General features: G+C 45.7%; 20 protein-coding genes and 1 pseudogene. 17 read left to right on the top strand and 4 right to left on the bottom strand.

Annotated elements, in window-relative coordinates:
- The first annotated feature begins 33 nt into the window (after window positions 1-33).
- On the top strand, window positions 34-366 hold the full coding sequence (locus DCC85_RS15920; protein ID WP_108466469.1) for a YxeA family protein: 333 nt from the start codon (window positions 34-36) through the stop codon (window positions 364-366).
- A gap of 66 nt (window positions 367-432) precedes the next feature.
- Here DCC85_RS15920 and DCC85_RS15915 read toward each other — a convergent pair whose 3' ends face one another.
- Window positions 433-1,254, bottom strand: coding sequence for an AraC family transcriptional regulator (locus tag DCC85_RS15915; RefSeq protein ID WP_108466468.1), 822 nt, complete (start codon window positions 1,252-1,254; stop codon window positions 433-435).
- A 227-nt stretch (window positions 1,255-1,481) separates the two neighbouring features.
- Here DCC85_RS15915 and DCC85_RS15910 point away from each other — a divergent pair, with 227 nt between their 5' ends.
- From DCC85_RS15910 to DCC85_RS23185, 12 genes are all read left to right on the top strand, one after another.
- Window positions 1,482-3,665 carry an alpha-galactosidase gene (locus tag DCC85_RS15910; RefSeq protein WP_108466467.1) on the top strand — a complete coding sequence of 728 codons (2,184 nt, stop codon included), beginning with the start codon at window positions 1,482-1,484 and terminating at the stop codon, window positions 3,663-3,665.
- 121 nt (window positions 3,666-3,786) lie between these two features.
- Window positions 3,787-5,565 carry a sensor histidine kinase gene (locus DCC85_RS15905; protein WP_108466466.1) on the top strand — a complete coding sequence of 593 codons (1,779 nt, stop codon included), beginning with the start codon at window positions 3,787-3,789 and terminating at the stop codon, window positions 5,563-5,565.
- Complete coding sequence (locus DCC85_RS15900; RefSeq protein WP_108466465.1) at window positions 5,562-7,112, top strand: response regulator transcription factor; 1,551 nt, start codon at window positions 5,562-5,564, stop codon at window positions 7,110-7,112. The genes DCC85_RS15905 and DCC85_RS15900 overlap by 4 nt, the downstream gene beginning before the upstream one ends.
- 83 nt (window positions 7,113-7,195) lie before the next feature.
- Window positions 7,196-8,155, top strand: a complete 960-nt coding sequence (locus DCC85_RS15895) for an ABC transporter permease (protein WP_108466464.1) — start codon at window positions 7,196-7,198, stop codon at window positions 8,153-8,155.
- Between the two features lie 10 nt (window positions 8,156-8,165).
- Window positions 8,166-9,104 carry a carbohydrate ABC transporter permease gene (locus tag DCC85_RS15890; RefSeq protein WP_108466463.1) on the top strand — a complete coding sequence of 313 codons (939 nt, stop codon included), beginning with the start codon at window positions 8,166-8,168 and terminating at the stop codon, window positions 9,102-9,104.
- A gap of 83 nt (window positions 9,105-9,187) precedes the next feature.
- Window positions 9,188-10,891 (top strand): ABC transporter substrate-binding protein, encoded by a 1,704-nt coding sequence (locus tag DCC85_RS15885; RefSeq protein WP_108466462.1) that lies wholly within the window; start codon window positions 9,188-9,190, stop codon window positions 10,889-10,891.
- Between the two features lie 196 nt (window positions 10,892-11,087).
- The gene (locus DCC85_RS15880; protein WP_108466461.1) at window positions 11,088-12,506 is read left to right on the top strand and encodes a glycosyl hydrolase; all 1,419 of its coding nucleotides are present in this window, start codon (window positions 11,088-11,090) and stop codon (window positions 12,504-12,506) included.
- Between the two features lie 279 nt (window positions 12,507-12,785).
- Window positions 12,786-13,202 carry a hypothetical protein gene (locus tag DCC85_RS15875; protein WP_108466460.1) on the top strand — a complete coding sequence of 139 codons (417 nt, stop codon included), beginning with the start codon at window positions 12,786-12,788 and terminating at the stop codon, window positions 13,200-13,202.
- A gap of 97 nt (window positions 13,203-13,299) precedes the next feature.
- Entirely contained in the window at window positions 13,300-13,575 is a 276-nt protein-coding gene (locus DCC85_RS15870; RefSeq protein ID WP_108466459.1) for a GNAT family protein, read from the top strand.
- Between the two features lie 207 nt (window positions 13,576-13,782).
- Entirely contained in the window at window positions 13,783-15,900 is a 2,118-nt protein-coding gene (locus DCC85_RS15865; protein ID WP_159081896.1) for a peptidoglycan-binding domain-containing protein, read from the top strand.
- 15 nt (window positions 15,901-15,915) lie between these two features.
- The gene (locus DCC85_RS15860; RefSeq protein WP_108466457.1) at window positions 15,916-16,257 is read left to right on the top strand and encodes a hypothetical protein; all 342 of its coding nucleotides are present in this window, start codon (window positions 15,916-15,918) and stop codon (window positions 16,255-16,257) included.
- Window positions 16,258-16,707: 450 nt separating this feature from the next.
- Window positions 16,708-16,902, top strand: coding sequence for a hypothetical protein (locus tag DCC85_RS23185; protein WP_199910038.1), 195 nt, complete (start codon window positions 16,708-16,710; stop codon window positions 16,900-16,902).
- A gap of 62 nt (window positions 16,903-16,964) precedes the next feature.
- Here DCC85_RS23185 and DCC85_RS15855 read toward each other — a convergent pair.
- Both DCC85_RS15855 and DCC85_RS15850 read right to left on the bottom strand, forming a co-directional pair.
- Window positions 16,965-17,668: pseudogene (locus tag DCC85_RS15855) on the bottom strand (IS256 family transposase); the annotation flags it as partial.
- A gap of 58 nt (window positions 17,669-17,726) precedes the next feature.
- Window positions 17,727-18,650: a GIY-YIG nuclease family protein gene (locus DCC85_RS15850; RefSeq protein ID WP_108466456.1), complete on the bottom strand. Its 924-nt coding sequence runs from the start codon at window positions 18,648-18,650 to the stop codon at window positions 17,727-17,729.
- A 99-nt stretch (window positions 18,651-18,749) separates the two neighbouring features.
- Here DCC85_RS15850 and DCC85_RS15845 point away from each other — a divergent pair, with 99 nt between their 5' ends.
- The 3 genes from DCC85_RS15845 to DCC85_RS15835 are packed head-to-tail and all read left to right on the top strand — an operon-like array spanning window position 18,750 to window position 20,195.
- The gene (locus DCC85_RS15845; RefSeq protein ID WP_108466455.1) at window positions 18,750-18,965 is read left to right on the top strand and encodes a hypothetical protein; all 216 of its coding nucleotides are present in this window, start codon (window positions 18,750-18,752) and stop codon (window positions 18,963-18,965) included.
- On the top strand, window positions 18,944-19,831 hold the full coding sequence (locus DCC85_RS23455; RefSeq protein ID WP_234414203.1) for a hypothetical protein: 888 nt from the start codon (window positions 18,944-18,946) through the stop codon (window positions 19,829-19,831). The genes DCC85_RS15845 and DCC85_RS23455 overlap by 22 nt, the downstream gene beginning before the upstream one ends.
- 10 nt (window positions 19,832-19,841) lie before the next feature.
- Entirely contained in the window at window positions 19,842-20,195 is a 354-nt protein-coding gene (locus DCC85_RS15835) for a hypothetical protein (RefSeq protein WP_108467911.1), read from the top strand.
- Window positions 20,196-21,056: 861 nt separating this feature from the next.
- Here the strand turns inward: DCC85_RS15835 and DCC85_RS15830 are convergent.
- A complete protein-coding gene (locus DCC85_RS15830) occupies window positions 21,057-22,754 on the bottom strand; it encodes a M4 family metallopeptidase (RefSeq protein ID WP_108466454.1) in 1,698 nt (565 codons plus the stop codon).
- A gap of 520 nt (window positions 22,755-23,274) precedes the next feature.
- Here DCC85_RS15830 and DCC85_RS15825 point away from each other — a divergent pair.
- Window positions 23,275-24,162 carry a TetR/AcrR family transcriptional regulator gene (locus DCC85_RS15825; RefSeq protein WP_108466453.1) on the top strand — a complete coding sequence of 296 codons (888 nt, stop codon included), beginning with the start codon at window positions 23,275-23,277 and terminating at the stop codon, window positions 24,160-24,162.
- Window positions 24,163-24,279: the final 117 nt, after the last annotated feature.

The raw sequence follows: 24,279 nt of genomic DNA, 5'->3' as shown, positions 1-24,279 counted from the left end.
GCTTCAAAAAATCAACGTAAAGGAGTGATCGATATGAAAAAAGGCGGGGTCATCACAGCGCTAATACTCATTGTTTTAGCGGTGTTCCTGGTGGTGTCTGCCAGAGATGTCGTAGACCGGTTTAATCCACTGGTTCCCAAAGAAGATGTATTTGTCCGGGTTAACAAGCCGGCAAAGCCTGATCAAGGGCGGTTTAAATATGAGCTTACCGGCTATAATGCGGAGGGCAAGAAGAAGAAAGTGACGTTCACCTCAAGCATACAGCTTCCTGAGGGGACCTATCTAAAAGTATCGGCCAAGGGTGCTTATACTGAGAACTACGAGAAGATTGCAGAAGAAGAGGTTCCTAAGGGAATAAAATGGTAGACCGTAAGTGAGCCCATAATATGATAAATAGTCCCTAGCATCGTTATGCTAAGGGACTATTTGCATTCAAGCGTCGCGTTCCAAACGGTATTGTTTTGGGGAGACCCCTTTAATCTTTTTAAATGTCTTTGAGAAGAGCAGAGGGTCGAGGTATCCCACAGAACGGGAGATGTCGGCTATTGAGAGCTTCTCGTTTCCCATCATTTCACACGCTTTATTAATTCTGAAGCGAATTAAATAATCCTGAAGACTTATATTCATTCGCTGCTTGAATAGGGAGCACAAATAACTGCGGTTAAGTCCAATAAAACGAGCAAGATCCTCGATGGTAATTTTCTGCGCATAATTGAGTTCAATAAAATCTCTAGCTTGTTCAACGTAAATTTCGGCCCGGCTTTCCTTGTGAACAGGAGGGGCTGTTGGACCGTGCTCCACCAGTGTCGATAACAATAGATAAAGCAGTCCGGTCAGTCTCGTTTCCCGTGCTTTTCGGTAGTCTTTTGACTCTGTCATCAACTGCAAATATTCGGCGATCTGATCGTGCTTTTCATAATATAAGATTGGAGAAGTCAAAGATAACCCGGCTTGCTTGAGGAGCACTTCAGATAGAGGCCCGTTGAACCCAACCCAGCAATAAGTCCAAGGATGGGTCTCGTCGGCTTGATAATAAGTAATGACATCAGGACAAATGAGAAAACCTTGTCCCTTGCCCAGCTTATATTGCTTGCCACCCACCTTGAAAATGCCTTCCCCGTCCAGTATATAGTGCAGCAGATAGTGAGTTCTAACCGCCGGTCCGTGAAAATGACAAGATACACATTCCTCCCTGCCAAATTGAGTCAGGTATAATTCGGAGTGTTGTTTATTGCGAGACAAATACTCTATCACCGTAAATCCCCTCATAGTTAATTTCAAGCATTATAACATAATTAGCGAGCACCATGCCATGTACGCCATATCTATTCCTAATATATGATTTCTCTATGGTCGGCTGTTTTCCAAGTATAAAGTAATCAAGCTTTAAAACATGCCGTCCTCATTGTTTGCACCGGTCCCAATCAAACGGTTTGGGTCGGCTGAAATGTCAGTATGTTAGGAAGGGAGTTAGTTCTTAAATGGGCATAATTGTTCAAGAGCAAACCGGGTTGTTTCATCTGCAATCCTCTGAAATGAGCTATCTGATCCAGATCGTAAACGGCTATCCTGTGCATGTATATTGGGGAGGCAGGCTGAAGCATAGGAAATCTATGAGCGATCTGTTGATCCACTGCCCGGAAGGGGCAGGGCTTGACCGGCTGCCGCAGGAATATCCCCAATATGGAAGCGGAGATTTCCGGAATCCGGCGTACCAAGCAGAACTTGTGGACGGAACACGAATTACGGAACTACAATACGAAGGTTACCGGATTACGAAGGGGAAGCCGCCGCTCACGGGGCTGCCAGCCGTTTATACAGAGGATGAATCCGAAGCGGATACGCTGGAACTGGAGCTAAGGGATGCCTATTCCGGCCTCAAGGTTGTCCTCCTTTACACTGTTTTCGCCGACCGAAATGTTATCGTTCGTTCGGCTCGGTTGAGTAATGAAGGAGAGCAGAAGCTTAAGCTTATCCGCGCGCTGAGCGCCAGTGTTGATTTTATGGGTCAAGGCGATTTGGAGCTGACCTACCTTTCGGGTGCCTGGTCCCGGGAAGGAAATATCACCCGCAGAGCCCTTCTTCAGGGCGAAACCCGGATCGACAGCAAAAGAGGCATGAGCAGTCATCAGCTCAACCCTTTTGCTGCGCTGGTTACCAAGGAAACGACAGAAGAGCATGGGGAGGCCTTCGGCTTTAGCCTGGTCTACAGCGGCAGTTTTGAAGCAGGAGCAGAAGTGGATGCATTCGGTTCTACACGATTCAGCATTGGCCTGAACTCTTTCGATTTTGTATGGCTGCTGAATTCGGGGGAGAGCTTCCAAACTCCGGAGGTCGTAATGGTCTACTCCGGCCATGGACTGGGCGGCATGTCACGTACATATCACCGTCTGTATCGGACACGTCTATGTCGGGGGAAATATCGGGATGAAGAGCGGCCTATTCTGGTGAATAATTGGGAAGCTACTTATTTTAACTTTAACGCCGATAAGCTCGTAGCGATTGCCGAAGAAGGAGCCGAGCTGGGCATTGAGCTGTTTGTTTTGGATGATGGCTGGTTCGGCAAACGGGATTCTGACAATTCATCACTGGGAGATTGGTACGAGAATCGCGAGAAGCTTCCAGGAGGGCTTAAGGAAGTCGCGGAGCGTATCAATCGGCTAGGTCTTAAATTCGGACTCTGGTTTGAGCCAGAGATGATTTCGCCGGACAGTGAGCTGTACCGGAAGCATCCGGACTGGTGCCTGCATGTCCCTGGACGGAGACGCTCCGAAGCAAGATGGCAGCTGGTGCTTGATTACACCCGCAAGGAAGTGCGCGATTTCATCTATGATTCGCTTTCCGCTATTTTCTCTACCGTACCGATCGCTTATGTAAAATGGGATATGAACCGCAACCTGACCGAAATCGGGTCCGCCGAACTCCCGCCGGAGCGTCAGGCTGAGACGGCTCATCGTTATGTGCTCGGATTGTATGAGCTGCTTGAGCGGATTACGAGCGATTTCCCGCATATTCTTTTCGAAAGCTGTTCAAGCGGCGGCGGACGTTTTGATCCAGGCATGCTCTACTATATGCCGCAAACTTGGACCAGTGACAATACCGATGCGGTGGAGCGTCTGAAGATTCAATATGGCACCAGTCTTGTTTATCCTGTCAGCACCATTGGCGCGCATGTATCTGCCGTTCCGAACCATCAAGTTGGACGGATCACGCCCCTGGATTTCCGCGGAGATGTCGCTATGTCCGGAAACTTCGGCTATGAGCTTGACCTTACAAAATTCACGGATGTGGAGAAAGAAACGGTCAAACGCCAGGTCCAAACCTACAAACAAATCCGCGGTTTGGTGCAAAAGGGCGACTTGTACCGCTTAAAAAGTCCGTTTGAAGGAAACGAGTCAGCCTGGATGTTTATTTCCGAGGACAAGGCGGAGGCGCTTGTCTACTATTTCCAAGTGATGGCTGTGCCGCATCCTCCTCGGCGAACCCTGCGTCTTTCCGGGCTTGATCCGGAAATCGAATACGAAGTAGAGTCCGGCGACCACGGAGAAAAATCTATTATGGGGGGAGACCGGCTTATGCAGCTGGGCCTGCCGTTAACTCTTGAACAGAAGGATTACGAAAGCGGCTGGTTCAGACTTAAAGCGATAAATCCGCAAAATGCATGAAGTCAAGGCCAAGTCTGCGACTAAACAGAATTAGAACTTATTCGATAATGGTAGATGCCCCTTTTATAGAAAAGGGGCATTTTGCACGTAACAGACGAGCTAGCCCCAGGAGGTTATCACCATGTTTTTTGTCCGGATGATGAATGACATGAAAATGAAGAAGAAGCTTGCCATTACGTTCATTTCGGTAGCCGTACTTCCCTTGTTGCTGTGTGGCTTGTATCTGACCGGAAAGCTTCGCGAGGTCGTCATTAAGGACGCCTTTACTCAAGCATCCAACAATGTTGAACGCGTCCGAAAGCGGACGGAAGAACTGATCAGGGTACCCTTGGATATTTCCAATCGGTTAATGAATGACGATCGGATGAAGAAAGTGGCCAGCCAAAAGTATCAGAGCTACGTTGAAGTCATTCAGGCGTACCGTAACTATACGGATATTCGCGACTACCTTCAGCTGTACAAAGAGATAGCAGGGATTCGCGTCTATGCCGTTAATCCCGGATCACTCAATAATTGGGAGTTTATCCAGCCGGAAGAAAGTGTGAGAGCCCAGTATTGGTACAAGGAGGCCATAGAGCAGAAAGGGGTGGCAGGCTGGAATTTGATCAGAGATGAACGGAAAGGCATGGATTATTTAAGTCTAATTCGCTCATTTCCGCTAGACTCATTAGGAGGAAGAGGGGTTCTCGTCATCAATATGGACAAGCAGCGATTAAGCTCCATTCTGGACCAGGAATTCTACCCCACCTTGATTGTGGATAATCGAAATCAAATTGTCGCATCGAATGAAGCTGTGTTGTCGGGAGAGGGCCTTTCGGATGTCTATGCCGATAAAAATATACGATCTCTTCAGGAGGGAAGTTATAACCTATCTATAGGCGGTAAAGAGTCCAAAGTGGTTATTGCAAGTTTACATCCACAGGACAGTTGGAACGGGCTCCGGGTTATTTCCATATTCTCCGTTGCCGACATTACCCGTGATGCCAACCAAGTAATCCGACTTGGTGTAGTTGTGATCACGGTCAGTCTGATTATTGCTGCCTTACTTATCTATGCTTCGGCTTCGTTACTGTCCGGAAGGCTTCTCCGGTTGAGCAAGCATATGACCAAAGTTCGGTCAGGATCCTGGGAGACCTTTTTAAATATCGACGGAAAAGACGAAATTGGGTTGCTGTCCAGGCAGTTTAATGCGCTTGTTAGAGAAGTTAACGATCTGGTTCATGAAGTTCAGGAAACCAACAGACAGAAATACTTGGTGGAGCAGCGACAAAACGAAATGAAGTTCAAGATGCTCGCCAGCCAGATTAACCCTCATTTTCTCTTCAATTCCCTGGAGTCGATCCGAATGGAGGCCCATATTCGCAAACAAGACGATATCGCCGAGGCCGTATGGCTGCTGAGCACACTGCTGCGAAGCAGTCTCGAGACGGGTAATGGTAAAATCTCGCTTGGCAAAGAGCTTGAGCGTGTGCGCTGCTATCTTGATATTCAGAAATTCAGGTATGAAGACCGCCTAAGGTACCAAATAACGGTAGAGCCCGATCTGGAGCAAATAGGGGTACCTCCGTTAATTATCCAACCTCTGGTGGAGAATGCCATGGTTCATGGTTTGGATAACCGTGCGGAAGGGGTCTTCATTGAGGTAGATGTGGGAAGGAAACTTGGGGGAATTCAGGTGAAGGTGAGAGACAATGGGGCAGGGTTTACGACTGAGCGCCTCGCTCTTGTCCGAAAGGAGCTTACTTCATCGGTTCTGGATGAGGAGGAGCGGATCGGTTTGCGAAATGTAAATGATCGGCTTATTTTGCTGTACGGATTATCCAGCTCCTTGATGATCGAGAGTGAGCCTGGGGCTGGAACTTGTATTACGTTTTTCATACCAGGAGGGGATATTCGATGATTAAGGTGATGATTGTGGATGACGAACCGAAGCTTCGTCAAGGCCTTCAAACGCTGATTCCATGGGAAAGCCTGGGGCTAACTGTGACGGCCACGGCAGCTAATGGTGAAGAAGCGATAGAAGTTATTGATAAGGAGCCGCCAGATATCTTAGTCGTCGATATTCGTATGCCGCTAATGGATGGACTGCAATTGATCCAGTATCTAACATCTAACGGCCTACAGTCTCAATTTATCATACTTAGTGGGTATGCCGATTTCGAATATGCCAAACAAGCTATTAAATACGGGGCTGCAGGCTATCTCCTTAAGCCGGTAGATATTAAAGAAATGACGAGCACTTTAAAACGGGTGTGCGAACGTATCGAAGAGGAACGACTGCAACGGGGAAAACGACAGAACAATGTTGTGAATCGGGAGTGGTGCCTGCATAGCCTTCTAATTCCGCAGGATACAAACGAGGCTAGCACCAAATTAAAAACCCTTGCCATAGAAGCAGAACTGTTGTGGAGCAGCTATGAAGTTGTTGCTGTTTTTCCGCGAAATACTGATAGGGGCCGCATCGATGCGCTTCACCAGCTCGCGAGTACCTTGAAAACCGCGATTGAAGGAATAGGTATGGGGGTGGTAACCGTTATTTCCCCATATATCGTACTTCTTCTCAACAAGCCGCTTCGCGGTATGCAGCAGCGACAGAAACTATATGAGAAGATCCAATATGCTTTGAATGTTCGGTTCGTTGCTGCAACGGGAGGAGCTGTATCTGTTCCCGATGAGATTAGCAATTCCTATTCAAAAGCCCAGAAATGTATAAAACAAGCCTTCTTCAGTGAGAAGGGACGCCTCCTGGGACCGGATATTCCATCTTCCCTTTTGCCTGACTCCTCTCCTGTGTCCGGTACCAGCACCGAAGAGATGATGGAGGGCTTCATTTACCGTATTTATTACAGTTTGGATGCAGGCCATCCATCGATGATTCTTCCACTGCTGAAAGAGGCGGCAGCTTATTTTCTTAACCAAGAGCGGGAGGAGAACTTTGTAAAAGAATCGTTCTTCTATCTGTCTAATGCGGTCATTCATAAGCTAACCGCAGGCTCCCCTAAGAAATTTAACCGGACTGAGGAGGTATCGCGCTTTTTGAAAGAGATCTTCGAATTTGAGTATCTGACCGAACTTTTGGAAGAGACTCACCGTTTCCTGCAGTCATTGGCGGAGTACTCCGTACCGGAAGGGAAGGAAAAGGAAGTGAAGATCATGATTAACGTCATTCACAAGCATTATGCCGACAACCTAAAACTGGAGACCTTGGCTGGGATGCTAAACTATAGTACGGCATATTTGGGACAGGTTTTTAAGAACAAGACGGGAGAGTACTTTAACACCTACCTCGACAAGGTTAGGATTCAAAATGCAAAGAAGCTGCTAGAACAGGGAATGAAGGTTTACGAAGTGGCCGAGCGAGTCGGCTACACAAACGTAAATTACTTTCACAGCAAATTCAAAAAATATGTGGGACGTTCGCCTTCAGACTTTAAAATCCATAATTAGTAGATGATTTTTATCGAAATCCCTAGTATGGGCCATTCCTCTGCTCTAACTTATGATAAAAGGCGAGAGAGGGGGGGAATATGATGAAAACGATCAATGTGGAAAACGCATACAAACCTACAAATCCAACAAAGAAGAGTGCCTGGAAGGTGTTGAGAAATCAGAAGTACCTTTACTTCATGTCCATTCCGTTTGTTCTATGGGTTTTCGTCTTTCAGTATTTGCCTCTATGGGGCTGGACTATGGCCTTCCAAAAGTATAAGCCCGGAGTAAGTTTCTTTGAACAGAAATGGGTGGGCTTTGAGCACTTCCGCACTTTGTTTCAGGATGACCATTTCTATCAAGTGCTGCGAAATACGCTCGCCATGAGCTTTATGGGATTGATCGCGGGTTTTGTCGTACCGGTTGTCTTTGCCCTCATGCTTAACGAGGTTCGTTTACATGCGATGAAACGTTTTGTGCAGACCGTATCCTATCTGCCGCACTTTGTTTCGTGGGTTGTTGCAGCTGGGATTGTCACTAAAATGCTCTCGATCGACGGAGGCATTGTGAACAGCATACTCATGGGCCTCAACCTGATCGATCAGCCCATCCAGTTTATGGCGCAGGGACATTGGTTTTGGTGGATTGTTACGGGCTCAGACATCTGGAAAGAGACCGGCTGGAACGCCATCATTTATCTGGCGGCTATCTCTGGCATTGGTCCTGAGTTGTACGAAGCGGCACGGGTTGATGGCGCAAGCAGACTGCGGCAAATCTGGCATATTACGCTCCCAGGGATTCGGCCGACGATTATCGTGCTCCTGATTATGTCTATTGGACATTTGCTCGGGACAGGGTTCGAAAAACAGTTTCTGTTAGGCAATCACCTAGTCATTGATTACTCCGAAGTGCTTGATTTGTATGCGCTTAATTATGGCCTGGCGATGGGACGCTATTCCTTTGGGACGGCGATCAATATCTTCAACTCCGTGATCAGTCTGGTCCTTTTATTCGCGGCTAATGGAATTTTTAAGCGCTTTACGAACGAAAGCATTATGTAAGGAGGAAGACATGGGAACTATCAATCATACTGCACCGGTCGGTCGAATGAAAAGCAAGCTGAAGTCGAAATCATGGCAGGACCGAATTTTGGAAGTGGTCGTTTATCTATCCATGATCGTGGTCACCGTTCTGACCATATATCCTTTCTTAAACGTGCTGGCGCTCTCCTTTAACGATTCAGTGGATACCATTAGAGGGGGAATTACGATCTGGCCCAGACAATTCACGTGGAAGAACTATGAGTTGATCTTTACTTATGGTAGCTTGATCACGGGATTCAAAGTCTCGGTGCTTAGGACAATCATCGGTACTGTAGTGGGCTTGATCAGCGGCTCTATGTTGGCTTACACGCTTGCGCGCAGTGATTTTCAAGCAAGAAAATGGATTTCAACCTTTCTCGCTATAACCATGTATGTATCGGGGGGGCTTATTCCAGGATTTATCCTGTTGAAGGACCTGCATTTAATCAATACCTTTGCCGTTTACATTTTGCCGGGCCTCGTAAGTGCGTTTAACGTCTTTGTTATTCGCTCCTTCATTGACAGCTTGCCTTATGCGCTGCAAGAATCCGCCAAGCTTGATGGTGCCAACGACTTTACCATCTACTGGCGCGTTATTCTTCCTCTTTGTAAACCCGCACTGGCGACTGTGGCCCTCTTCCTGGCGGTAGGACAATGGAATTCTTGGTTCGACACTTATCTGTTCAACGGTTCAAACGAATCTTTAACAACCCTGCAATATGAGTTGATGAAAATTTTGCAGAGCACAACCACAAGTGCAACCAATTCACAAGACGCTGCTAATATGGCGGAGCGTATGGCACAGGTGTCACCGGAATCTGTTAAAATGGCGATTACGATCATCGTTACGGTACCCATTCTGGTCGTCTATCCTTTCCTGCAAAAATACTTTGTGAAAGGCATGACACTTGGAGCCGTGAAGAGTTAAACCTAAAAGCTGGTATGCTCAGGCATATTGCCCTGTTCCATACAATAAAGCCTTTATTCAAAATTACCTTGGGGGGGAGCTTCATGAATTCGGGAAAAAAGAGGATGGTAGCGGCTTTACTGGCACTGAATTTAGTTGTTGCGCTTGCTGGCTGCAGCGGAAATGGCGGATCGACCACCGACAATAAGGGAAGCGCTTCATCTGTAACAAAAGGTGATGAATCCAAGCCCATCACATTTACTTACTTCTCGGAAGACTCGAGCACGAACTGGAATCATATGCAGGATGAGGTCGGCAAGGTAATCACAGAAAAAACGGGCGTAACTTTGGATGCCGAGTTTGCTGTCGGTGATCCGGTACAGAAAATTTCATTGATTGCGGCAACCGGTAATTATCCAGATTTGATCGCAGCTAAGGCTGACGTAGGGAAGCTTGTCGATGCCGGCGCCATTATCGATCTGACAGATTTAATCGACAAGCATGCGCCGAACATCAAGAAGATGCTTGGTGACAAGCTTGTTCGGACGAAGTACAGTTTAGATGACCAAGCGATTTATGCTGTGCCGACTTGGTCTGCCGTAGATGAAAAGAAGATTAAAGCAGACGGAGGCTTTGAACTGCAGCATCGTGTCGTTAAGGAAGCGGGGTATCCGGAGATTCGTAATGTGAAGGATTTTGAAAAGGTCATTCACGATTATATTACCAAGCACCCGACGGACGAAAACGGAAACAAGAATATTGGCTTGTCGCTGAATGCGGATGATTGGCATATGTATCAGGTAACCAATTTGGGATTCCAGACGACCGGTGGGCCGGATGACGGTGAACTTTACATCGATCAGAAAACGCATCAAGCGACTTACCATTTCCGCCGTCCGGAAGAGAAGGAGTTTTTCCGCTGGTTGAATCACATGAATGCCATTGGACTATTAGATCCCGAGAGTTTTGTACAGAAGACGGACCAGTTCAAGGCAAAGGTAGCTTCAGGGCGAGTTCTGGGCCTTGCCGACCCCGAATGGGACTATGGTGACGGACAGAATGCGCTGAAGGCAGCGGGGAAATTTGATCAAACTTACGGCCACTATCCGGTTACCATGAGCAAGGAATATAAGGATACAAGCTTCTGGCCAGCCGGCTTTGATGGAGGATACGGAATCTCGATCTCCAGCAACTGCAAGGATCCGGTACGCGCTATTCAGTTCCTTGACTTTCTGGCATCAGAAGAAGGACAAATTTTAAATAACTGGGGTATTGAGGGGAAGCATTACACCGTTGAAAATGGAAAGCGGAAGCTCATTCCGGCCGTTCAGGAAAGGGCGAACAATGATGGGGCAGCCTTCCAAAAGGAGTCTGGTCTCGGGCTGTACTGGAACTTGATGGTCCATTACGGTGACGGGATCAAGGACTCTACTGGCAACTACTTTACCCGCAACTACCCTGAGCTGTTGACCGAGAATTACAGTGAGGTGGAGAAGGAGACCTTAAAAGCTTATAAGGCTGAGCATTGGAAAGACCTCTTTCCTAAGGAAGAAGACTTTCAGCCGAGAGCATATGGAGCAGCATACACGATGTCTCTGCCTAATGATGATCCTGCTGTGATTCTCGGAGCCAAGATGAAAGATATTACGTGGAAGCGTATTCCGGAAGCGGTCATGTCCAAGCCTGAAGACTTCGACAAAATTTGGGACGCCTACATGGCCGAACTGGAGAAAGCCGGAGTGAAAGAAATGGAAGAAGCGTATACGAAGCATATCAAGGATCGGATTGAGCTTTGGTCCACTCGATAATTCATCTGTAAATATTAAGATGAGTCGCGTGTTGTCGTTGTCCACGGTCAGGTAGAATAGTAGCTTTTTGTGGTGGCTTGCCCGGTATTTTAGCGGTAACAGGCCGCCTGCTTTGTCTATATAAATGAAAGCGATACCAATCCAGTGGGATAGCGCCAGGTCCGAGGGAATGAAATGAGAGAGCGAGGGATGAATTATGAAACGAGCAGGCATGATGGTTGTCATCCTTATTGCAATGTTAGGGTCAATGATCCCGGCAGCTTCATTAGCAAAAGAAGGACCCCAGATTTATGAGGCAGAAAGCGGTATTCTGACAGGAACAAATGTATCAACAGCTAAGCCAGGTTTTTCTGGTGCAGGATATGTTACGGACTTTGACAACGACGGAGACTCTTTAGCCGTAACGGTAAAGCCCGCAAAAGCCGGGTTATATCAAATTAAAATTCGGTATAACGCATCAAAGGGACATAAGCAAGCAAATTTATTTGTAAACGGCTCTTCGGTAGGGATTGTTGACTTTGCACCAACGAACAGTTTTACGGAGATCCCCGTAACTAAAGCCATGCTGAAGGCTGGTGCGAATACAATTCGAATCGATAAGGGTTGGGGCTGGTACGATATCGACTACTTTTCAATAGAACAGGTGACCGAGCCGCCCGTCCATCGAGTTTCCAAAACCTTGGTTAACCCATCCGCGACAGCAGAGGCGAAATCACTTATGAGTTACTTGGTAGACAGCTATGGGCACAAAATCCTATCAGGACAACAGGATTATGCCAATGTTGCATGGTTGCAGACACATTTAGGGAAAAAGCCGGCTGTGGTCGGTTTCGATTTAATGGATTATTCGCTTTCACGCGTTGAGCGCGGTGCGTCTACTCAAGAGATTGAACATGCGATAGACTGGGACCGTCAAGGAGGCATCGTTGCCTTCGTGTGGCATTGGAACGCGCCAAAAGACTTAATCGATCAGCCGGGTAAGGAGTGGTGGAGAGGCTTTTATACCGATTCGACAACCTTTGATATTGAGTATGCTCTGGCCCATCCGAAATCCAAGGATTACGATCTTCTCCTCAAAGACATCGATGCAATTGCCACCCAATTGAAGAGGCTGCAGGAAGCAAATATTCCAGTGCTTTTCCGCCCGCTGCATGAAGCGGAGGGAGGCTGGTTCTGGTGGGGGGCCAAAGGGGCAGAACCCTGTAAACAATTATACCGACTTATTTACAACCGGTTAACAAATGAACACCATCTGAATAATTTGATCTGGGTGTGGAACTCGATTTCGCCGGACTGGTACCCCGGAGATGATGTGGTTGATATTGTTAGCTACGATTCTTATCCTCCGGAAGGTGACTATAATCCGCAGGTAGGCAAATATGATCAATTGCTTTTCCTCGTCAGCGGCCAAAAACTGATTGCCATGACGGAGAATAGTGCCATTCCGGATCCGGATATGCTAATAACGCATCATGCGGATTGGAGTTGGTTTAGTACATGGGGAGGCTACGACGGAAAAACAAACTCGCTGGATCATTTGAAGAAGGTCTATAATCATGCCTTTGTTGTAACACTGGATGAACTGCCGAACCTTAAAAAATACAAGCTTAGGTGAGGTGACTCATCTCCAGGGGAAGGAACACGAAGACCTGCCGGGCGGCAGGTCTTTTTTAGAGATATGAATCTATTACCAAGCTTTAATATAGTAGGCTGGTGGCGGGAGGCATGAGGCGGCCCAGGGACAGATCATGGTCATCACTTTAAGGAAGGCCATAGTGGATGGATGGTGCATTTGCCCTTCTTATGCACGATAATAGAAGAATAACTAGATAACCAATGACTAGGCTTTAAGATCAGAGTTATCTAAAATAGATGGGAATCAAGGAGCAGAACTATGGATAATTTAAGTGAAACCCTAATAACTCTAAATGAGGAATTAGCAAGAACTAACATCCAACATTACTATATTTATAATTACACCAGCAGGCCCAGCTTGGTATTGGCAGGCAGTTTTGATTTTAGTTACTATCACAATATTGAGATTACGTTTAATGAGGTGTCGTTTGTTACTTGTCCGGGAGGGATTTTTACCGTTGAGCTGTTTCGACTTGCAACTGAAGATGAGTTGAAGAGGTTAAATGAATTTTCGTATGGATACAACGATACGCCGACGATATGTCTGGAAGATCAGACATTTAAGACTGCGTTTTTCATTTCAGCTGCTGAAGTGAACTATACGATTCAAAATGTATATTATTATAAAAGAGAGCCGTTGGCTGAGAACGAACGGATCGCGGATTGGGTTAAATAGGTAATTGCGCTATTGTGTCAGGACGCCTTGTACTCTTCTAAGATTGGAATTTCCCAAATAACCACATACTTAACTTACGAGAGGAGGAACAGTAATAATGTGGATCACCCAGTCTCCAGACTTGAAGATCCGATACCTATTGGATGAAGATGATCAACTATTAGCACGCTGGCTAAGTAATCCTATGGTTCTGGAATATTATGAAGGGCGGGACCATGTGCATGATTTAGCCTTAGTTCGGCAGCATTTTTACGAGGATAGAGACGACGGGATAACTTCTGGAATCATCCAATACCAAGACCAAGATATTGGTTACATACAAACATATCCCATAGATAAGGAAGAACGAGAAATTGTAGAAACCAGACCTTGAAAGGCCGCTCACGCCTTTCAAGTTTTTATGAATTGTAAAATAGTTCCTTTGCCATATAAGGGTACAGACCTAAGCACCTTCTCTGGCTGCAAAGGAATGGAGTATGCTCATAGAACGGAGTTTTTTACAGAATTATCCTTAAGCAAATCGAGCATGTACATAAGTAGGGATGAAGGATTAAATATAGCCTTGAATGAGGAGGTTTATATGGAGCAAAAGGTAGACCCGGCCAAGGTTATGGATCTATCCCGCCAGCTCAAGACCCTGAGCAGTGCCGTGGAGAACCATTCGATCGGGGTACACCGGGAGATTCAGAGATTGGTGGACGATACGCGTAAGGTTTATTCAGAGGCCTATGTCCGGCAGGCGGCAGGGCAAGTGGACCAGCTGCTCAGCGAGATGAAGCGGATCATGGATCAGCTGTTTGGAAGCATGGAGAAGAAGGAAGCGGACCTTAAGTGGGCAGCAGAACAGTACCGGAAGGCAGAGGCGGAAGCGAAAGCCAAGACCAAGCAGAGCCTCACCTCAAAATTCGGGGTGATGAAACGGACGTTCACCCAGCTTACGGAGCGAGCAAGTGAGCTGCGTCAGCAAATGATGGACACCTACATAAACCTACTGAGGAACCCGCCCACCCTGATGGACATGGTCAAGGCGCTGGTGAATCAAGCGAAGGATTTCTCGCTGGAGCGCAGGCTGAAGCCTTTCCAGGAAGATGAGCGGATCGCGTCCTTGCTGGACATTTTACATACGGGAGAAGAGAAGAACCAGATTTGGGCACGGGAAGAGCTGGAGAAGATCTCTGCAGCCTTTGGCGAAATCTCCAAAAGCCAGGTAGCCTACAGGGTTTACCAGGCGTATGGGAGACAGGGATATATGGATGAGGCTCGTGAGGAGGCGGAAAGACAAAGAAACCTGTTGGCCGGGCTCGGCATCGATCCCAAGTGGTATGGGCCGGGGGTAGACTTGAGAGTACACTTTAAAGGCTCTCCGAGCACAGCTTGTAAGTATAACCCGCTGCTTACAGACGGGTCGCCCATGCCCAAAGAGAGCGAGCTCGTGCTTGTTGTTGAGATTGGCATGCTGGATGGGAAGTACCGCAGCTGGGCAGAGGCGAATTATCCTCAGATCGAGACAGCGGTCAAGAAGATGATCCAGGAACGTAAAGAGCGGGAGCGCCAAATTGAAGAGTACAACCGTGCGATTTCATCGGAGGATATTGAGAAAGTACAGGAGTATTTAAAGAAACAGGAACTGTATTTTGGAGAAGTGAATGGCAAGTATGACGAGGAGTTCCTGGAGGCGATGAAGACCTATCAGCAGCTGAGCGGGAACACCCAGCCGGATGGAAAAATCGATGCGCAGCTAGTACAATTAGTAGAGAATTCCAAAGAAGCAGGCTGGCTCACCCCTGTAGGTGTAGCGGAAGGAGTCGTCAGACAGGTCGGAGATGATGCCGTCGATACCGTGACGGGGATCATCGATTTTGTACCGCAATCCTATACGCTGGCGAAGGCGATCTGCAACGGAGAGATTAGCTTTGAGGATATCAAGAACAGCATAGGGGAGAGCCTGGCAGAGGAATATAAGGAGCCGTTCAAGACACTGGATAGCTTGTCCTGGAAGGTCATGAACGGAAACGCGACTTACGCCCAGTGTGTGGAGTACGGAAGGGCTGTCACGAAGGTTGCTCAGGTCTTCCTCGTTGCCCTCAGTGCCGGTAAAGCGGGAATCAAACTCTCCAGCAGCGCCATGCAGAAGCTGAAAAAGGTGCTCCCTGAGATCGCCGACACTTTGAAAAAGCAGCCGGTCGGCATGACAGAGCACGGATTTAATATGACGATTCCGGATACGAAGGTACCGGATATATCGATTGAACTGAACGAAACGCAGAAGAACTTTTGGAAAGTGATTAATGAGGAACGTCAGGGGATTGAGGGGAAGGGTAATGCTGCACAGATACCTCGAACAGGAGCAGAATGGAATGATTACTACAAAAGCAAATATGGGGACGGAAATGTTACATGGGTAACAGAATTAAAATCTTATGACGATATTCTAAGTAATCCCAAAGCTTTATGGGGTAAATCAGCTGATGAAGTTGCAAAAACTCTTGGAGATGGATGGACGAAAGGTACTTATGGCTCAGCAGGTACTGGATGGAAATTCACTAACGGTGATAAGTCTGTGTTCTACCATCCAGGAGGAGGGGTACATGAAGGGTCATACATTGGATTCTCAAGTGGTCAGACAGGCAAAGTCAAGGTAGTGGGACCCGATTATAAACCGTTACCCGGTGATAAGGCTACAGTTATTCAAAAATAAAGGGGATTTGTGTAGATGAATAAAATATCCATAGAAAAACTAATGGAGCTATACGTAGATACGATTGATAAATGTGGAACATATCTGCTAAGTGAGGATGATATGGTAATTGGGTACAATATCTTTGAAGAATTCGATACAGGGGTAATTTCATTTTTACACGCTGATGTCTTACAAAGACTTAGTGATGCAGGATTAATTAGTGATGAGATGGTGTATAAGAGTTCTACTTTAAGAGACTTAGTTCTAGAGTTACAGCAAGGCGATGAGTGGAATGTTAATGCAGTTAGAAATTCACCTGATTGGAGGAAAGTCCTTAAACTAGCTGATGAAATTAAAGGATGTTTGGGCGGCTGATTAAAAAGCCCTACCCAGTGCCGAGTGAAGCCACCATTCAACCAATAACACATATAATCCTTGTAATACCCGTATAAAGATTTCTTGATTTCCGTTGTACGCACATCAAATGCTTTAATCTTATACCCTAAATAACGCTATACCGTTGCAACGAACAGGTCGATTATGGTCAGATACTACCATGATTGACCTATTTTTTATCTTCGTTTTCTTTCGTTTTTTTCAAAAGAAATCGCAACCATGTAAATTACTGCAACGATAAAAACGGTGAAAGGACTTGGTCGCAACTTTATTGCATAATACCTGACCACTTAGTAAAGTTTTAACAGTTGCTTGATTGTATAGCCACACGCAGAAGGTTTCTTTCTTTCGATGTGAGTGAGTTAGCATACGATATTCCATATCCGATGAGTAATGTTTTCATTGCATCCAATACGGGGCGGAATATGAATGTCTATGAGGGAACTCGATACTACGGGCGGAAATTCGAAAGCAAAGATCATGCGATTTTGCCGTAACTATGATAAAAAGGTAGAACAGAAGTCGAAGGGGATTGAACAAGAGGAGGAACGCACAAGGGTTGAACTGGTTTACAGACCTGATGAGAAAATACCCTTGGAGAACATCATCCAATATCCTCCATAGTTTTTGATGGTGAAATACTCAAGAATGGGAAGGTCAATGGTTTTCATTATGAAGGATGCCAAATCTACACAGATAATGAGGATGTCCTGCATGCCCGATTTCGCAAATCATTTAACAAGCTGAGCCAGAACTTACTGGACTCGTTCTCTCCAATCCACATGCCGAGTACATCCTTGTTTCCGTCTAGGTCAATACCAATCACCATGTAGGCGGCCTTATTCACAATAGCCCCGTCCTGCTTGACCTTGAAGTGAATCGCATCCATGTAGACGACGTCATAAACTCCCTGTAGAGACCGGTTCTTCCACTCTTTGATAAGCGGCACAATTTTATTTGTGACATTAGAAATGAGCGTAGGTGAGACTTCAATACCGTACAGATTCTGAAGATGGTCCTGGATCTCCCGAGTGCTAACTCCTTTAGCATAAAGGGCAATAATCTGATCTTCGATGCCGGTCACATTCTTTTGATGTTTCTGTACAACCAAAGGTTCAAATTCGCCGAGCGGATCCCGAGGAACCATGATCTCTTGCTCTCCATACTCGCTGACCACGGTCTTTTTACTCTTGCCGTTACGGCTATTTGATGTGGTTTTGGCTTTAACCTCATGCTTTTCATAGCCAAGATGAGTATCTAATTCAGCCTCCAGCATCTCCTGAATCGTTTCTGCAAACAGATCTTTCAGGGCGTTCTGTGCATCCTGGGCAGTGACCAGCTTATTCTCTTTAATTAAAGCTCGCAATTGCTCTTTTGTCCAAAGTCCCATGTGTTCTCCCAATCTTTCTATTACTTTCCATTTTAATAGAATTGGGAATTTACACAAACTATTTTACAGACTCCACTCTAATATCATCAGTATTTTCTACCTCTTTTAAAGACTTCCCATCTTTTGTTTTCCATTCTATAAGTCCGTTTGCATGGCCACCAATGACAAATGCAGCAGCATAAGAGGGGCTGCTACATAGAATATCTTCTTGTAAAATTCCTTCTTTATCTATCTTTGCATTGTGTCTACTTTCTTTGACCACATATGGAATACTATCTGAGCCAATAGTTTCTATCCGGCTACCTTTTAGGACAACAAAACCTTCATTCGTCTGTTTACATCTTGCATCAACCATAGTATTACTTCTACGAGTTTTTCGTTTCATGAAAAGTAGTAAATCCTCGTCTTCAGAAGTCTCTAGTGTGGTGTCTAATTTCTGTTTTATAGTAGTCAGTGGTTCAAACAGACGGTGCCCAAGAGTACCCATTACAATTTTGGCATAGTCGATGAACTCTTCGAGTTCGCTTTCTTTTTCTTCTGTAATGTTACCGGAGGTAGGATCATTACTGTTCTGGATCTCATATCGCTTGGCATCTGTCGCAAGTCTACAGAAACGATTTTCAAGATAGCTGATCTCGGTTGGCCCAAACGAATTATTCGAGGTCGTAAACACGATAGCTTCGGTCCAATAATTTTTCTCTGGATTTTTTTTATGCTCTACCAAACGGCCGAGAAGCCCTTCCCCACTTTTTCTTACACCAGCTTGTCCTATGTATACAACACCCTTACCTGATTCATCAGAAGTACCAAATAAAAAATACACACCGCTTTGGGACAGATCGTCGCGACCTTTGCACTTATCAAGTTCTGTGCGCGGGATTTTGTAAGCTAGGCCTGTCCAGTTAGCTAAAGTACACTTGATTATTCCGGTTGGAGTACCATCCATTAGAAATAGATTTATACTTTTTCCTCTTGTGGTCATTTAAATCAGCCCCTTTCTGCTTAGCTTATAATAGAATAAGACGCTTTTCAATTAAATACCAATGGCACTGAGGTTTGTGAAGATGAGCGGATCGCGTCCTTGCTGGATATTTTACATACGGGAGAAGAGAAGGACCAGATTTGGGCACGGGAGGAGCTGGAGAAGATCTCTGCAGCCTTTGGCGAAATCTCCAAAAGCCAGGTAGCCTACAGGGTTTACCAGGCGTATGGGAGACAGGGATATATGGATGAGGCTCGTGCGGAGGCGGAAAGACAAAGAAACCTGTTGGCCGGGTGGGCATCGATGCGCAGCTAGTACAATTAGTAGAGAATTCCAAAGAAGCAGGCTGGCTCACGCCTGTAGGTGTAGCGGAAGGAGTCGTCAGACAGGTCGGGGACGATGCCGTCGATACCGTGACGGGGATCATCAATTTTGTACCGCAATCCTATACGCTGGCGAAGGCGATCTGCAACGGAGAGATTAGCTTTGAGGATATCAAGAACAGCATAGGGAAGAGCCTGGCAGAGGAATATAAGGAGCCGTTCAAGACGCTGGATCGCTTGTCCTGGAAGGTCATGAACGGGGACGCGACTTACGCCGAATGTGTGGAGTACGGAAGGGCTGTCACGAAGGTGGCTCAGGTCTTTCTGGTTGCCCTCAGTGCCGGTAAAGCGGGAATCAAACTCTCTAGCAGCGCCATGCAGAAGCTGAAAAAGGTGCTCCCTGAGATCGCCGACACTTTGAAAAAGCAGCCGGTCGGCATGACAGAGCACGGATTTAATATGACGATTCCGGATACGAAGGTACCGGATATATCGATTGAACTGAACGAAACGCAGAAGAACTTTTGGAAAGTGATTAATGAGGAACGGCAGAAGCTTGAGGGGAAGGGTAATGCTGCAGGGAACTTTGCAGGTAAAATTAATGCTGAAAACATCCCTAACATGTCAAAGCAAGAAATCTTAGATAGCTTGCCGAAGGATTGGAAGTATACTGATAACAATGGTTTCGTTCACATTAGAGATGCTAATGGAAACGTCCGAATGAAAATTGACCCACCTGATAAGGTTACAAAGTATGACCATGTTCATTTGTTTGATGAGAGTGGTAATCCGATTGATGTAAACCTGAATGTTGTTGACAGAAAAAGCCCAGATGCTCATATCCCATATAAAAAGTGAGGTGATTAGCGTGAATGCTGAGAAAATTCTATCCGAAATTGAGGCAATGCACTACTGGGATGCTAGAGTACTAAAGTTTGACTCAAGTTTTTTTGGTGATGAAATAACCCTTGTGTTTGAAGACACAGAGTTTAACGTTAAGTTGTCCTTTATTGGGTGTTCTAGTTTTTCCTTTGTTACAAGTGTCGATGATAGGATAAAACCTTTAAAAGAGTTGACTCGACCACAAATTCCTTATTTTCTTCAAGATATCGAAGTAACAGATGTTCAGAGTGAGGGTCATAGTTTACTAAATTGCAAAATTTTAATGCCCCCTCTTAACGCACAAATACTTTGCACTTCAATTTTAATTGATAAGATATAGTGCAGTGGGTAAACCTTGATTGGCTTAGTACTTCTATCGAGGTTTATTTTTAGGGTGGGAGCTACCCAGTGCAGAATAACTCACATAACCCATGTAATACACGTGTAAAGATTTGGTCATTTCTATTGTATGTATATAAAATCCGTTACATTGGACAGGCCGATTATGACCAGATATTTCATAATTGACCTGTTTTCTGTTAGTTTAAACGGTACTAATCTTGAAATCGATGAGCAGCTAGTACAATTAGTAGAGAATTCCAAAAAAGAAGGCTGGCTCACCCCTGTAGGCGTAGCTGAATGAGTCGTCAGACAGGTCGGAGATGATGCCGTCGATACCGTAACCGGGATCATCAATTTTGTTCCGCAATCCTATACGCTGGCGAAGGCGATCTGCAACGGGGAGACTAGCTTTGAGGATATCAAGAACAGCATAGGGGAGAGCCTGGCAGAGGAAATTTACCGAGAATTATAGTGATACGGAATTAAGTTACAGCACGCGTAAACTGTATCAAGCAGGGTGGGTTTTCCCTGAGAAGCAAGTAAATTGGACTATGTATATCTTTTATGGAGCAGATATAAGAGAGTATCATCTCGATTTTATTAAGAAACAAATTTCCAAATAGCACTTATTCCAGAAATAACAGGATATTTTTTGGTGGATGACCATGAAGGTGAAAAAAATTATGTTGGCAGGTATTTGATGGACATTTTATAGAAACTGAGCAGGTTAATATACAATTTAATAACTAGATCTTCTCTTGCGAAAAAATACTCCACACCCTTGAAAATCACTATTATATTAAAAAAAAGAGGTGCCGCTGAACTCATAGCCGGGCACCTCTTTCTTCATTCTAAAAGGTTATTTCACTCCGACAGCATCATAGGCCTTCTTGACGGCGGTGACTTGGGATGAGTTCGCACCGTACAAATCTGTTGCTGCGGCAATAGCTGCGGCACGAGCCGTAGAGAAATTAGAAGTCGGAGTCAGGTAATTGACCAGGGTGCTATAGAAGATGCGAATAGCTGCAGAACGGCCGATACCGGTAACGGTTACGCCATTATGGGTGCCGCCTTGGGCGATAAGGTAGTAGGCTTTATTATTAATTCCGCTGTTGGTATGCACACCGCCGTAATCTCCAGACCCTGTATACCGGTCTTTATAGCTATCAGGCTGACCGTACAGAGTTGGATTGGACATGGAACGCAGAGCGTCTCCAGGAATATTTGGCGTATAGATATCATCACCGATCAGCCAATTCTTGCCTTGAATATCATTGCCGATAATATCGGAGAACGATTCATTAAGCGCCCCAGGCTCGTACTCGTATTCCAGGCCGGCTGTATATTCGGTTACAGCGTGAGTCAGCTCATGGCCGATAACGTCAAGGTCTCCGGAAAATGCCCGGAAGGTCGTTCCATCCCCATCTCCATAAATCATCTGTGTCCCTGTCCAGGCGGCATTGTTATATCTGGAGCCGTAATGAACGGTTGAGCGAATGGCGGCATTGTTGCCATTATAGCTGTTTCTGCCGAATCTGTTCTTATAGTAATCGTATACAACACCTGCGTAATAATGGGCATCAACCGCAGCCGGGTCAGTCCATTTGTTATCTGAATCTGTGAGCAGTGTTCCAGGGTAAGTCTGGCGATTGCCGGCTGTATAGGTGGAGATGCCGCTGCCACGAGTGGTATCACGGAGCTGATAAGTGCTGCCGGATAAAGTGGTTGTGAACGACTTAGTGTCTCCAAGCACGCCGGTTCCAGTTCCGGTAGCCTGGTTCAGGATGTCCACCTGCTTGATGATCTTTCCATTTGTTGCATCGATGAAATAGCGGGTGCGCAGAAGCTGTGGGCTCATGACATTGACTTCTGTGACATAAACCAGGAAGGTCTGTCCTTCATAAGGTAAAATGTACAAGTCTGCTTTAGGATCTGCCTCAGCAGCGTCAATTAGATTCTTCACCATTTTCGAGTTGTCAGTAGGGTCGACAGAAGGTACGGCAATCGTATTCCCTTCTGTAGCTTCCTCGCTGTATACACTGTCCGTTACGCTGATTGTGTCCTGAGTCATGGGTTTACCAATGCGGGACTCTGCTTCATCATAAGCAATCTTTATGGCTTCTTCGGGGCTGATTTTGGGTGTGGTAGTGGGTACCTTTACTTCAGACTCAGGTAAGACAGCGCCAACAAATGCAGAGACTTGTCCGGCCTGGTTAATATGAATGGTCTGGTCACCGGCATAGATTGGTGTGCCGTCGACATATTGCTTGAGGCGGTAGTGGCGAACGCCTACGTCATCTGTAGATCGGGTTGTGATTTTAAATTGGGACTGAATGTCCGTGTCGGTGCTCAATAAGCCGAAGTCGGATTTTTTGCTCAGCAGATACTTCCAAATCAAGGCTTCATCGGTCGAAGCAGAAGGGGAACTCCATGAGTCAGCGATAAATGTAGGCTGCATGCCTAGTGGTGAAGCATCGGCATAAGCGTAGGGAGCACTAGTGGCCACTGTGCCAAGCAGCAGCGATCCCCCAAGAATGATCGTCCAAATTTTTCCCATAAATGAACACTCTCCTAATCTATGATTGGTAGAACAATATCATCATATGGTCGGCTCTGGGTTGGAGATCGCGGGTGCTAGCAGAAAGTTGAGGTTTTAGGATGGTACAGCGAAATCAAGCGAGTTAAGAATTAGTAGAATACCTCATATGGAGCAAAGCATGTCTAAATAAACATCACTCCTTTCCTATAGGGAAAGTGGGCTTAAAGGTGTCAAAGGCTTGTCCATTATATGGTGAGGATAATGGAGAGATGAGGTTCTATGGAAAATATATATTAAATAGGATTAATTTACAATATTTGTTTTACAGAGTTATTCATAATATTTGCAATCATCCTATATAAATTAATTTTATTAACTATATAGAATGAGGAGCTATAGAAATGAATGTTACGTCAAAGTTTCTAACGTGAATCCACAACGGTATAATCAAGTAGTAGATAAAGAGAAGGATAGAGTTCATTCAAGAGAACCTGTAAAATAGGTTGTATAAGTCGTTCTCTAAAGGGGTTTCTTTATAATGAGCATGTTAAAGGAAAAGATCATTCAGTCTGCGATCAGGCTTTTTACAGAGAAGGGGTTTCAAGCAACATCGATCCAAGATATCGCGGATGATTGCAGCATTGCCAAGGGATCGCTGTATAAGCATTTTGCCTCGAAGGATGAGCTTTACATTCAGATTCTCCAGAGGCGGCAGCAAAGCATGATGGCTGCAGTAGAGCAAATCAGGCAGAAGCAGCTGCCTGCCAGAGAGACTTATTTGGAGGAAATCGCTTGCCAAATTGAATTTTATATCGAACATGGATATTACATCGCACGTGATCATAACGAGCTGACTTCCTTAAATAAGGATACTGTTGGAGCGATGCTGAATCAGTTTCGCAAGGAGATGTTTCGCTACTATCAGGACATATTGAATCGTCATTATGGTGCTGAAGTGTCAGCTTGGAAATGGGATGTGACTGCTGTGTTCTGCGGGTTGATCAGAGAGTACACCTTCCATCTACTGTTTGGGTATAAGCCGCTCGATTGCGGGGTGCTGGCTGTGTTTATAGCGGAACGGATGGATGATCTTGTGGCGGGGCTTTCCAAGCGGAAGACGATCCCTCTGCTTACAGATGATCTGATGGCAGAATATGCCCAGACGGAGATGAAGTCTTTACAGGAGGTTCATGAAATTCGCAGAACAGGTCTATTTGAAGCCATGCGGTCCATGATCCCTGATATTGCGGCCCCCAACGCCAGAAAAAGTGACTTGAGCGGCGTATTAGAACTGCTTCAAGCAGAAATTAATAAAGAGCAGCCAAGGGCATTTCTTATTCATGCCTTGCTACGTGATCTTGGTTCGGAAGTCGAGCTTGCCAGCTATGTTCATCAGCTTCAGCCGTTGGTGCTTGGAAGCCGCTGATTTGGGTTGTGACGATGACTTGGTTTCTTATGATGAGAAATTCGGCATGCTGAAATCAAGCGGAATGCTCGTAAGAAATTACGAAAGGCAATTGGGGATTACAGTCGAATAAATACA

This window comes from Paenibacillus sp. CAA11, assembly GCF_003060825.1.
In the GTDB taxonomy this organism is placed as follows: domain Bacteria; phylum Bacillota; class Bacilli; order Paenibacillales; family Paenibacillaceae; genus Fontibacillus.
The sequence above is the reverse complement of the archived record's forward strand: the minus strand, read 5'-3'. Positions and strand labels throughout refer to the sequence as shown.